Annotated in this window: 9 protein-coding genes; 1 reads left to right on the top strand and 8 read right to left on the bottom strand. The window is 62.2% G+C overall.

The annotated features are described in order from the left end of the window. Positions 1 to 171: 171 nt before the first annotated feature. Positions 172 to 834, bottom strand: coding sequence for an RlmE family RNA methyltransferase (locus C2L65_RS04655; protein ID WP_042306937.1), 663 nt, complete (start codon positions 832 to 834; stop codon positions 172 to 174). Positions 835 to 1,127: 293 nt separating this feature from the next. On the opposite strand from C2L65_RS04655, the gene C2L65_RS04650 reads away from it, so the two are divergent. Further along, entirely contained in the window at positions 1,128 to 1,670 is a 543-nt protein-coding gene (locus tag C2L65_RS04650) for a YhbY family RNA-binding protein (RefSeq protein ID WP_042306935.1), read from the top strand. Between the two features lie 172 nt (positions 1,671 to 1,842). On the opposite strand, the gene C2L65_RS04645 is transcribed toward C2L65_RS04650, so the two are convergent. The 7 genes from C2L65_RS04645 to gloB all read right to left on the bottom strand — a co-directional run bounded on the left by C2L65_RS04645 (position 1,843) and on the right by gloB (position 12,115). Further along, entirely contained in the window at positions 1,843 to 2,349 is a 507-nt protein-coding gene (locus C2L65_RS04645; RefSeq protein ID WP_042306966.1) for a DUF4149 domain-containing protein, read from the bottom strand. 19 nt (positions 2,350 to 2,368) lie between these two features. Next, on the bottom strand, positions 2,369 to 2,845 hold the full coding sequence (gene greA, locus C2L65_RS04640) for a transcription elongation factor GreA (RefSeq protein ID WP_042306933.1): 477 nt from the start codon (positions 2,843 to 2,845) through the stop codon (positions 2,369 to 2,371). Between the two features lie 152 nt (positions 2,846 to 2,997). Beyond that, positions 2,998 to 6,252 (bottom strand): carbamoyl-phosphate synthase large subunit, encoded by a 3,255-nt coding sequence (carB, locus tag C2L65_RS04635; protein ID WP_042306931.1) that lies wholly within the window; start codon positions 6,250 to 6,252, stop codon positions 2,998 to 3,000. Between the two features lie 150 nt (positions 6,253 to 6,402). Continuing rightward, positions 6,403 to 7,557, bottom strand: coding sequence for a glutamine-hydrolyzing carbamoyl-phosphate synthase small subunit (gene carA, locus C2L65_RS04630; protein ID WP_042306929.1), 1,155 nt, complete (start codon positions 7,555 to 7,557; stop codon positions 6,403 to 6,405). 456 nt (positions 7,558 to 8,013) lie between these two features. Continuing rightward, the gene (locus tag C2L65_RS04625) at positions 8,014 to 9,258 is read right to left on the bottom strand and encodes an MFS transporter (protein WP_042306927.1); all 1,245 of its coding nucleotides are present in this window, start codon (positions 9,256 to 9,258) and stop codon (positions 8,014 to 8,016) included. Between the two features lie 233 nt (positions 9,259 to 9,491). Beyond that, complete coding sequence (locus tag C2L65_RS04620; protein ID WP_042306964.1) at positions 9,492 to 11,168, bottom strand: transglycosylase SLT domain-containing protein; 1,677 nt, start codon at positions 11,166 to 11,168, stop codon at positions 9,492 to 9,494. 155 nt (positions 11,169 to 11,323) lie between these two features. Continuing rightward, a complete protein-coding gene (gloB, locus tag C2L65_RS04615) occupies positions 11,324 to 12,115 on the bottom strand; it encodes a hydroxyacylglutathione hydrolase (RefSeq protein ID WP_042306963.1) in 792 nt (263 codons plus the stop codon). Positions 12,116 to 12,121: the final 6 nt, after the last annotated feature.

Here is a 12,121-nt window from a genome sequence, read left to right as displayed (position 1 = left end):
TCATAGACAAGCGCCTACATTTGCCTTGCGGCACCACTCAGGCATTCTAATCCAGTCCGAAGACCCCTGCCATAAGCATTCGCTACCGCATAAATAGCGTACCGCGCAACCTCAGCGCTCTTATTTTCCGGCGTGCCGGAAATGCGGGCTTACATATCACTGCACCCGTTTTTAACGGGGTCGCTTCAGATGCCTTCCCAGAATAAACGTCTCGGAGGATTTGTCCCGGGACGCCTTCGGTTTGCGAGCGGCCACCGTCTTAAACTGATGCTTGAACTTCTCAACAATCTGGCTGTAACCACTACCGTGAAAGCATTTGACTAAAAGGGCACCATCAGATTTGAGGTGGTTTTGCGAAAACTCCAGCGCGAGATCGCACACATGCTCAATTCGCGCGGCATCCGCCACCCCCACTCCCGACAGGTTGGGCGCCATATCCGAAATTACAAGATCGACATCGCGCTCTCCGACCACTTCTTCCAGTTGTTCGAGAACACTGTCCTCGCGGAAGTCGCCCTGAATGAAATGAACGTCGGCGATCGGCTCCATTGGCAGCAGGTCGAGCGCGATGATTGTGCCGTCGATCCCGCCGTCCCGCTGTGCGTCGCGGTGCTTGCCCTGCGCGAGCTTGTTGCGTACGTACTGACTCCAGCTGCCGGGCGCGGCGCCCAGATCGACGATCACCTGACCCGGGCGGATCAGCTTGTCCTGCTCATCGATTTCCTTCAGCTTGTAGGCCGCGCGGGCGCGATAGCCCTCCCGCTGTGCCATTTTCACGTACGGATCGTTGATGTGGTCGTGCAGCCACGACGTGTTGAACTTGTTTTTTGCCATTAAACGTTGAACTCTTGCTACGTAATACCGCGCTTTTAGCGGATAATACGCGTTTAATTCGCGCGGCTGCAGCCAAAGACCGCCTTCCGCGCTCGTGATTCTGCTTGTAGTCCGCGTCGCCGCTGCCATCGCACCTGGCGCCGTCGTTGATGCCGGACTCATCGCCCGCAGTTTCCTAACCGCAGTTTCCTGATTTTTCGCGCACCGCCTGCTGTTCCGCCGGATTGCCGGTTTGCCGGACCACCGGTCCCTGCTCGCGGGCGCCGCCATTTTAGTCGAGTCCTCTACTTCTCATGCCAGCCCTCAAAGTTTCTTCCGAACAACGCGCCGAATTGCGCTCCCAGGCTCACGTGCTCAAGCCGGTCGTGATCGTCGGCGCCGAAGGGCTGACCGATGCCGTGCTGGCTGAAATCAAGGTCCATCTGAAAGCGCACCAGCTGATCAAGATCCGCGTGTTCGGCGACGAGCGCGAAGAGCGCATCGCCATCTACGACGAAATCTGCGATCGCCTGAGTGCGGCGCCGATCCAGCATATCGGCAAGCTGCTCGTGATCTGGAAGCCGGAAAAGGTGGCCACCGAGCGCGCTCCCGCCGCCACGAAAGCGAAGCGCGGCGCGCTGCCGAGCGTCCGTGAGGCCCTCGGCGATGCACCGGCGGGCAAGGGACGCGCGCCTCGCGTCGTGAAGGTCGTCAAGCCGTCCGAAAATCCGATGCGCAAGCCAAAAGCGCAGAAACTGGTGGTGCGCGGCAACGAGCGCGTCACCGCGGGCGGCAACATCAAGAAAGCAAAGAAACGCCAGACCAGCGCAAAGCGCATGCATCAGACGTCGAAGTAAAACGGGCGTGGCGCGGAAAACCGGTTTGATATTTGGACTGGGCCATTTGGACTGGGCCGCGCCGACCGAAGAGAATTTACCGGGCGCCGCGCCTCGTGCGGCGATCCGTCGCGTACTTGAGTGCTGTCGAGCCAAGCTACTCGCCCGCGCGGACGCGATCAGTGTCGATACGCTATCCCGCCGTCCGGCCAGCGACGCGTCCCGCGCCCCGCTCCACGGCGATGCCCGTTCCCGCCGGCAGCTTCCACACGAGCACGATGCCCAACAGGCTTTCGATCAGATAGAACACGCTCGACACGCCGTGCAGCATGCCAAAGCGGCTTGCATAAACGGAGTGGCCGACATCCGTGCCCGCTTCCTGCGCGGCGATGCGCAGCGCATTCATGAACGGTTGCAGCGCAAAGTAGCCCACCAGCACGCACACCAGCATGCCGGCAATCAGCCAGCGCAGACGCCGATACTCATCGCCGCCACGGCGGACCAGCAAGTTGCACAGCGCAAGCAGCAGCACGCCGCACACCACGCCGATCACGCCTTCGATGCGAAACAGTTGCGCCGCGACCGCGCCCGCCGTCACCCGGTCGAGCGACGTGAACAGCACGGGCGCCACGGCGTAGCCAATGGTCAGCAAGCTGCCGATCCAAACGACCGTCAACAGGCGGAACAGGCGATGCGGCATCGAAGACACGGCAGCCGCCTCAGATGTAACGGACCGCGATGATTTCGTACTCGCGCACGCCGCCCGGCGCCTGCACCGACGCGACATCGCCTTCCGTCTTGCCGATCAGCGCGCGCGCGATCGGCGAGCTGACGGAAATCAGGCCGTGCTCGAGATCGGCTTCGTCATCGCCGACGATTTGATAGGTAACCGAAGCACCCGAATCCAGATCTTCCAGATCGACCGTCGCGGCGAACACAACGCGGCCTTCTGCGTCGAGTGCGGACGGATCGATGATTTGCGCGCCCGCCAGCTTCGATTCGATTTCAGCGATGCGGCCTTCGATAAAGCCCTGCTTCTCTTTCGCAGCGTCGTACTCGGCGTTTTCCGACAGATCGCCCTGGGCGCGCGCTTCCGAGATCGAATTGATGACAGACGGACGCTCAACCGATTTCAGGCGCTGCAATTCGTCGCGCAGTTGGTCTGCGCCGCGCTTCGTCAATGGAATAGTGCTCATAAACAACTCTTTGGCAAAAGACAGCCACAAAAAAAATCACCGCGGTTAAGTGCATCCCGCTACGGTGCGCAAACGTGGCACAAAGCCCGATCTGACACCTTAGGGACGCCGCTTAACCGCGGCACTTACGACTTGGACAGGAAACTGAAGCCTTAGTTTAGGCGAGCATGGAGGCCTTGTAAATCATAGACTTCCAGGTCCTTCAGATAACGCAGGCCTTCAACGGCGGCACGCGCGCCCGACATCGTCGTGTAGTACGTGACCTTGTTCGCCTGCGCGCTCATGCGGATCGAACGCGAATCGGCGATGGCTGCGCGCGTTTCGTCGACGGTCGTGAAGACGAGTGCGATCTCGCCGTTCTTGATCATGTCGACGATGTGCGGGCGGCCGTCCTTCACCTTGTTGACGACGCGCACGGGCACGCCCGCCGCTTCGATCGCCGCCGCCGTGCCCTTCGTCGCGACGAGCGGATAGCCCAGCTCATGCAGCATACGCGCGACTTCGACGGCCTTCGGCTTGTCGGCGTCCATCACGGTCAGGAGCACCGTGCCCGATTCCGGCAGACGCGAACCCGCTGCGAGCTGCGACTTGAAGAGCGCCTCGCCGAAGGTCTGGCCAACGCCCATCACTTCGCCCGTCGAACGCATTTCGGGTCCGAGCACCGGGTCGACAGCCGGGAACTTGACGAACGGGAACACCGCTTCCTTCACGCTGAAGTACGGCGGGATGACTTCCTTCGTCACGCCCTGCTGCGCGAGCTTCTGGCCAACCATCGCGCGCGCCGCGATCTTCGCGAGCGGCAAGCTGGTCGCCTTCGACACGTAGGGCACCGTGCGCGAAGCGCGCGGGTTCACTTCGAGCACGTAGATGACGTCCAGCTTTGAACCGTCCGCCTGCGGCACCTGCTGGATCGCGAACTGCACGTTCATCAGGCCGACCACGTTCAGCGCCTTCGCCATCGCGCCCGTCTGGCGCTTGAGCTCAGCGACGGTTTCCTTCGACAGCGAGTACGGCGGCAGCGAGCAAGCCGAATCGCCCGAGTGGACGCCCGCCTGTTCGATGTGCTCCATCACGCCGCCGATGAACACCGTGTCGCCGTCCGAGATGCAATCCACATCGCATTCGATCGCGTCGTTCAGGAAGCGGTCCAGCAACACGGGCGAATCGTTCGACACCTTCACGGCCTCGCGCATATAGCGCTCGAGGTCGCGCGGCTCGTGGACGATTTCCATCGCACGGCCGCCGAGCACGTACGACGGACGCACGACAAGCGGATAACCGATTTCGTCGGCAAGCTTGAGCGCTTCGTCTTCCGCGCGCGCGGTGCGGTTCGGCGGCTGACGCAGGCCGAGGTCTTGCAGCAGCTTCTGGAAACGCTCGCGGTCTTCCGCGGCATCGATCATGTCCGGCGACGTGCCGACGATGGGCACCCCATTCGCTTCGAGATCGAGCGCGAGCTTCAACGGCGTCTGGCCGCCGTACTGGACGATCACGCCGAGCGGCTTTTCCTTGTCGACGATTTCGAGCACATCTTCGAGCGTCAGCGGCTCGAAGTACAGACGGTCCGACGTGTCGTAGTCGGTCGAAACGGTTTCAGGGTTGCAGTTGACCATGATCGTTTCGTAGCCGTCTTCGCGCATGGCGAGCGCGGCATGCACGCAGCAGTAGTCGAACTCGATGCCCTGGCCGATCCGGTTCGGTCCGCCGCCCAGCACCATGATCTTCTTGTTGTTCGTCGGGTTCGCTTCGCACTCTTCTTCGTACGTCGAGTACATGTACGCCGTCTTCGTCGCGAACTCGGCCGCGCAGGTGTCGACGCGCTTGTACACGGGGCGCACGTTCAGTTCGATCCGGCGCTTGCGCACGTCGGCGCCCGTCGCGCCGAGCAGCTTCGCGAGGCGGCGATCTGAGAAGCCGCTCTGCTTCAGATAAATCAGCTCTTCCTTCGTGAGGCTCGCGAGCGTGCGGCCTTCGAGCGCCTTTTCCTTGCGAACGATCTCTTCGATCTGCGCGAGGAACCACGGGTCGATCGCCGTTTCCTCGAAGATTTCCTGTTGCGTCAGGCCGAGGCGGAACGCGTCGCCGACATACCAGATGCGGTCCGGGCCGGCTTCACCGATCTCGCGGATCACTTCGTCGCGGCTCGTGGTCTTTTCATCCAGACCGTCGACGCCAACTTCCAGACCGCGCAGCGCCTTCTGGAACGATTCCTGGAAGGTGCGGCCGATCGCCATCACTTCGCCGACCGACTTCATCTGCGTGGTCAGACGCGGATCGGCTTCACGGAATTTTTCGAACGCGAAACGCGGAATCTTGGTGACGACGTAATCGATGGTCGGTTCGAACGAAGCCGGCGTCTGACCGCCCGTGATTTCGTTCTTCAGTTCGTCCAGCGTGTAGCCGACGGCGAGCTTCGCCGCGACCTTCGCGATCGGGAAGCCCGTTGCCTTCGAGGCCAAAGCAGACGAACGCGACACGCGCGGGTTCATTTCGATCACGATCATCCGGCCATCGACGGGATTGATCGAGAACTGCACGTTCGAGCCGCCCGTATCGACGCCGATCTCGCGCAGCACCGCGAGCGATGCGTTACGCAGGATCTGGTATTCCTTGTCGGTGAGCGTCTGCGCCGGCGCGACGGTGATCGAGTCGCCTGTGTGGATGCCCATCGGGTCGAGGTTTTCGATCGAGCAGACGATGATGCAGTTGTCCTTCTTATCGCGGACCACTTCCATCTCGTACTCTTTCCAGCCGAGCAGCGATTCTTCGATCAGCAGTTCGCGCGTCGGCGACAGATCGAGACCGCGCTTGCAGATTTCTTCGAATTCTTCGCGGTTATACGCGATGCCGCCGCCCGAGCCGCCGAGCGTGAACGACGGACGGATCACGATGGGGTAGCCGCCGCCGCCCGTGAACGCCGCGATTTCCGCTTGCACCTGCAACGCTTCTTCCATCGAATGCGCGATGCCCGACTTCGCCGAGCCAAGGCCGATCTTCGTCATCGCGTCCTTGAACTTCTGACGGTCTTCAGCCTTGTCGATCGCTTCCGGCGACGCGCCGATCAGTTCGACCTTGTACTTTTCCAGCACGCCGTGGTGATGCAGATCGAGCGCGCAGTTCAGCGCGGTCTGGCCGCCCATCGTCGGCAGGATCGCGTCCGGGCGCTCCTTCGCGATGATGCGCTCCACCACTTCCCACGTGATCGGCTCGATGTAAGTGACGTCGGCCGTATTCGGGTCGGTCATGATCGTCGCCGGATTGCTGTTGACGAGAATGACCTTGTAGCCTTCCTCACGCAGCGCCTTGCACGCCTGCGCGCCCGAGTAGTCGAACTCGCACGCCTGGCCGATGATGATCGGACCCGCGCCGATAATGAGGATGCTTTTAATGTCTGTCCGCTTGGGCATAACGCTCTCGCTAATGTATTCCTGAGTTCTTACTGTTGGCGCGCCGGCGGTGTGCCGCTCGGATCGACCGCGAAGGCTGTACCCAAATGGGCCAGCCGAACGGCGTCGCGGGGCGCGCTTTCTTCCGTCGCTGCTTTTACGAGCGCCTGCTTACGCCGCTGCCGACTTGTTGCCCTTCGCCTCGTCCATCAACGCGGTGAAGCGGTCGAACAGATAGGCGATGTCATTCGGACCGGGCGATGCTTCCGGGTGGCCCTGGAAGCAGAATGCCGGCTTGTCCGTCAGCGCGAAGCCTTGCAGCGTGCCGTCGAACAACGAGACGTGCGTCACCTTTGCATTGGCGGGCAGCGTGTCGGCGTCGACCGCGAAGCCGTGGTTCTGCGACGTGATCACGACGCGGCCGTCGCCGAGGTCCTTCACGGGATGATTCGCGCCGTGGTGGCCCGTCTTCATCTTCATCGTCTTCGCGCCCACGGCGAGACCCATGATCTGATGGCCAAGGCAGATGCCGAACGTCGGAATGCCGCGCTCGATGAATTCGCGCGTCGCAGCGATTGCGTAGTCGCACGGTTCCGGGTCGCCGGGGCCGTTCGACAGGAAGATGCCGTCCGGGTTCAGCGCGAGCGCGTCAGCAGCCGTCGCTTGCGCCGGCAGCACCGTGACCTGGCAACCGCGTTCCGCGAGCATGCGCAGAATGTTGTACTTCACGCCGAAGTCGAACGCGACGACGCGGTAGCGCGGCGTGTTCTGCATGCCGTAGCCGCTGCCCAGACGCCATTCCGTCTGCTTCCATTCATACGGCTTTTGCGTCGATACGACTTTCGCGAGGTCCATGCCAGCGAGACCGGGGAACGAGCGCGCGAGTTCGATTGCCTTCGCCTCGTCATCCGAGCCTGCGAGAATCGCGCCGTTTTGCGCGCCCTTGTCGCGCAGCACGCGCGTGAGCTTGCGGGTGTCGATACCGGCGATCGCGACGACGCCTTCCGCTTTCAGGTAATCCGGGAGCGTGCGCTCCATGCGGAAGTTCGACGCGAGAACAGGCAGATCACGGATGATCAGGCCGGCGGCATGGACTTTCGTGGCTTCGACATCTTCGGCATTCACACCAACATTGCCGATGTGCGGATACGTCAGCGTGACGATCTGGCGCGCGTAGCTGGGGTCGGTCAGGATTTCCTGATAGCCGGTGATGGCCGTATTGAAGACGACTTCACCGATCGTATGACCGGGCGCACCGATCGAGTAACCACGAAAGACCGTGCCGTCGGCGAGCGCGAGCAGAGCGGGAGAAAATGACGGCAACACGGGAGACTCCTTGGGGAGCACCCTGTTGCCGACCTGTCTATCCGACCGTGCGGGCCGCGGCGAGGCGCATCATTCGATGCGCGCGCAGGCTCGCTCGCGTTGTCGCTGTTCGCGGAGGGTCGCATCGGGCGCCGCGGAGCTCGCAGTCGGCCCATTGTGTAGGCGAACTGGCTGGTTGCGGGCCGCTGGCGACAGTAGCCGGGAAGTTTCACTCATGAAAAACAACCGGGACTACAACGAAACGCGGCGGATGAACGGTATGGGAGAGGTAGGCGCTAGGGTGCGGGTTGATAAGCTCAAACCTTGAAATTATAGCCTGAAATGACCCTTCTCTTCAAATCCGAGATGGGCGATAGCGCGGCAAACCTGGCGCCGTCAGGCGCTCGGGGTGCAATCAGCTTGCCGCACAGTCCGCCTGGCGGGCCCTTCACCGTGTATCAGGATATGCCCGGCAGCTTACGGCTGATGTTCGGCATGCACGCGCGCCGGACTCTTGGCCAGCACACGGCTCGGCAGCACGTACCAGATGGCGCTCGCCAGTTGCAGCGCAACGAGAATGCCCCACGCAGTCAGATGCGCGGCGGGCGGATAGTGTCCGTCAACGGGCGTCCACCGCGACAGCACCGCGCCGACGCCGATCTGGAAGCCGAAGATCAGCAGAAAAATGATCAGCGTCAGCGTCGTATTCGCGCGTCCGATCAGATGCGGCGGGAAATGGCGCGCGAGCACCGCATAACTCAGAATGCCGACGCCGCCGAAAATCCCATAAGCCGCCCACAGCAATCCCGCGGGCAGCGGCGCACGCAACATGATCAGCAGTTGCGTGATGACGAAAAGCACCATGCCGACGCCGCAAAACGCATACAGCGACAACCCGCGCCGCTCCATGCTGCGCGCCGCCGCGCCGAAGCCGACGCAGCCGGCCATCATCGCGAAACCGAGCACCGACACGAACGCAGCCGCTTCATGCGACTGGAAACCCGACACGTCGCGCAACCAGGCGCCCACCCACAGCGACTGCATTGCGTAGAACACGCCTTGCGTGACGACCGAGAACGACGCGATCTTCCAGAACGCTGCGCTGCGCAGGATATGCCACGTGCCCTTGAACTGGCTGACGAGGCTGGCCTGATGGTGCGTCTCCTTGGTTTCGGGCGCGAACGCCCATAGCATCGCCGCAACGATGATCGTGAGAATGACGAGCCCGAAACAGACGGTGCGCCAGCTTGCAAAGGTCAGCAGCCACGTCAGCGGCGAACCGACCACGACGCCACCCAGACCACCGACGGCCATCACGAGCCCGTTGATCAGCGGCAGACGCGCCGCCGGGAAATGCTGCGCCAGCGCCTTGAACGCGCCCCCGAGGCACACCGACACGCCGACGCCAATCAGCAGCCGCCCGATCATCATTGTCCCGACGCCGTGCGCCGTGCCGAATACGCCAATGCCTGCGGCGGCGAACAGTAGCATCCCCGCCGTCACACGACGCGCGCCATAGTGATCGAGCAATACACCGGCAGGCAGTTGCGCGCCTGCGAAGCCGAGAAAGTAAAGGCTAGTCAGCAGACCTAGATCGGCGGCCGTCAAGCCGAGCTCGTGCGTGATCAGCGGTGCAAAACCGAGATTCACGCCACGAAACACGTACGAGACGAAGTAACCGGCGGAGAACAGGAGAAATACACGAAGCGGCGTCGAGAACATGAGGCGTCAGCGAGTTGGCCCGGCGGGCCCGAGGGTGAACGATAGCCCAATCGTGTCCATCGTGGTGCAAGACCGCGCATCGCGTACGGGCTCCCGTAGGGAAACGCCGGTCGAAATGAAAAACGCCGTCACCTCAGGTGACGGCGTCAAGGAAAACGAGGAGAGATCGGAGCGCACTTCATACGCTGCCCCCGCAGCGCATGTTCGGTCATCCTCGAGAAGGCCGCTGTTGTTTACTTGCCCTTCTTCGCGTTGGCCGAGACCTTATGGCGGCTAGTGGTATCAGCCTTCGACGCCTTGCCGGCCGCTTCCGTCGAAACCTTCGTCACCTTGCCTTTTGCTGCGGCGGGCTTGGCAACCGGCTCCGACACCTTCACCACGCCAGTCTGGCCGCGGCCTCGTTTCTTATCGTAGCGCGATTCCGACCGCGTGTCTGCGACCTGGGCGCTGGCCTTCTCGACACCGCCGCCGACGGGCACCGTCGCCAGTTTCTGCGGACCCGGTTCGCTCGGCATCGCCTTGCCGACAGGAACGTGCAGCACGACGACCTGGCCGGGCATCACGAGATCGCGCTTCGTGCGGTTCCAAGCCTTCAACTGACCGATCGACACGTCGTAACGGTCGGCGATCATCGCCATCGACTGCTTGCGGCGCACGCGGATCAGCATCTTCCGTGTGTCGGGAACGTCCGGCTCGATCGCGAGCACGGCGCTTTCGGCGACGTCGGCGCTGATGTCTTCGTCGTCGTCATCGGCGCGCGGCACGACGATCGTCGAGCCCGGCTTCAGGCGCATGCCGGCGGGAATCTTGTTGACGGCCATCAGCGTGTCGGGATCGACGCCGATCTTTTCGGCAATCGCGGCCGGACGCGAGCGCTCGGTGACCGTATAGGTCGTCCACGACGACAGCGAACCCGTGTACGACTTCAGATTGCGCTCGAATGCGCTGGCGTTGTCGAACGGCAGCAGGATTTGCGGCTGCGTCGCGCCCAGAATCACCGGCTTCTTGAACGACGGATTCAGCGAACGGAATTCGTCCGGTGTCATGTTCGCGAGCTTCGCCGCGGTGTCGACGTCGATATCGTGCGAAGTCGTGACCGTTACGAAGTACGGGTGATTGGGAATGGACGGCAGCGTGAGCCCGTAGACCTGCGGGTTCATCACGATGTTCTTGACGGCCTGCAGCTTCGGCACGTAATTGCGCGTTTCCATCGGCATGCGCAGGCTCTGATAGTCCGTCGGCAGACCGGCCGCCTCATTACGCGCGATCGCGCGCTGCACGTTGCCCTCACCCCAGTTATACGCGGCGAGCGCCAGATACCAGTCGCCGAACATATCGTGCAGACGCGACAGGTAGTCGAGCGCGGCGCTGGTCGACGCGAGTACGTCGCGGCGCTCGTCCTGCCACATGTTCTGCTTGAGGTTGTACGTGCGGCCCGTGCCAGGCACGAACTGCCACATGCCCGCCGCCTTCGCGACCGACAACGCCTGCGGGTTATACGCGGATTCGATGAACGGCAGGAGCGCCAGCTCGGTCGGCATATGGCGCGCTTCAAGTTCTTCGACGATGTGATACAGGTACTTCTGCGATCGTTCGGTCATGCGCTGGACGTAGTCCGGGCGTTGCGCATACCAGTTGACCTGCATGTCGACGAGGTCGGTCTGCAGGTCGGGCATCTGAAAACCACGGCGGATACGGCCCCAGAGATCGCTGTCCGCACTCGTCAACTGGTCGACGGAACCCTGGTCGACGTTGATCGTTTCTTTGGCGGTGGCAGTCTTGCGAAGGGCGTCGGCTACGGCTTGCTGGCTAGCGGGATCGGAAGCAGTGGAAAGGCTGTTCGTTGCTGGTCCTTGACTCGCGCAGGCGGCGAGCGTCAGGACCAACAACGCGCTAAAGATAAATCGCATGAACGTCTCGGCTTCCAAAGGGGCTGGAATTTGCAGCCGATAGTACGAAAGACCGCCCTTTCCGTCAATCAGAATAATGTGAAAAACGTAGCCAAATCTGAGGCTTGGCGTTTGTTTCTACGATTGGGATGAGCATGCCCCCATAGTTTACCTGGTCAGCGGAACCTGTTCTTCCATTCCCGCATCAACGTGAAAGCGGCCAACCGATCCGGCACCGATTCATGCAACTGCTCGGCGAGCGTCGCTTGAACAGACCGCTCGCCCGCGCGCAAGAACGGGTTGACGGCGCGCTCGTGGGCGATCGTCGTGGGTAGCGTCGGCACTTGGCGCGCGCGCAAATCCGTCGCTTCGTCGCGCCAGGCTTGTAGCTTTGCATTGTCCGGCTCGCACGCGAGCGCGAAGCGGATGTTCGACAGGGTGTATTCGTGCGCGCAATGCACTTCCGTTTCACCGGGCAAGCCGGCGAGCGCATCGAGCGAATTCAGCATCTGCGCGGGCGTTCCTTCGAACAGCCGGCCGCAACCGCAGGCGAACAGTGTGTCGCCGCAGAACACGTGCGGCGTGCCGCGCGAATCGGCTGCCTGGAAATACGCGATATGGCCGCTCGTGTGACCGGGCACATCGAGAATAGTGAAATTGAGCGCGGGCGCCACGATGCGCACCTCATCGCCCTGTTTGAGGCGCTCCGTCAGGTACGGAATCGCTTCTCCGGCGGGCCCGTAGACGGGCACAACCTGGCCATCCAGCAGATCGGCCACTCCGCCGACGTGGTCGGCATGATGGTGCGTGAGTAAAATAGCGCTCAGCCGCCATCCCCGTTTTGCCAGATAAGCCTTCACCGGGGCGGCGTCGCCCGGATCGACGACGACGGCGTGATGGCCGTCCGACACGACCCAGATGTAATTGTCATCAAACGCCGGGACAGGTACGTACTCGAGCGAATTCATAGGCGA

The sequence above is a fragment of the Paraburkholderia terrae genome (assembly GCF_002902925.1).
GTDB lineage: Bacteria > Pseudomonadota > Gammaproteobacteria > Burkholderiales > Burkholderiaceae > Paraburkholderia > Paraburkholderia terrae.
Note: the sequence above shows the minus strand (reverse complement) of the source record. Positions and strands in the feature narration are given on the sequence as shown.

Bases quoted from the DNA above. Each gene is read 5' to 3' on its own strand.
- C2L65_RS04655 (WP_042306937.1), bottom strand. From the start codon at position 834: ATGGCAAAAAACAAGTTCAACACGTCGTGGCTGCACGACCACATCAAC.
- C2L65_RS04650 (WP_042306935.1), top strand. From the start codon at position 1,128: ATGCCAGCCCTCAAAGTTTCTTCCGAACAACGCGCCGAATTGCGCTCC.
- C2L65_RS04645 (WP_042306966.1), bottom strand. From the start codon at position 2,349: ATGCCGCATCGCCTGTTCCGCCTGTTGACGGTCGTTTGGATCGGCAGC.
- greA (WP_042306933.1), bottom strand. From the start codon at position 2,845: ATGAGCACTATTCCATTGACGAAGCGCGGCGCAGACCAACTGCGCGAC.
- carB (WP_042306931.1), bottom strand. From the start codon at position 6,252: ATGCCCAAGCGGACAGACATTAAAAGCATCCTCATTATCGGCGCGGGT.
- C2L65_RS04625 (WP_042306927.1), bottom strand. From the start codon at position 9,258: ATGTTCTCGACGCCGCTTCGTGTATTTCTCCTGTTCTCCGCCGGTTAC.
- C2L65_RS04620 (WP_042306964.1), bottom strand. From the start codon at position 11,168: ATGCGATTTATCTTTAGCGCGTTGTTGGTCCTGACGCTCGCCGCCTGC.
- gloB (WP_042306963.1), bottom strand. From the start codon at position 12,115: ATGAATTCGCTCGAGTACGTACCTGTCCCGGCGTTTGATGACAATTAC.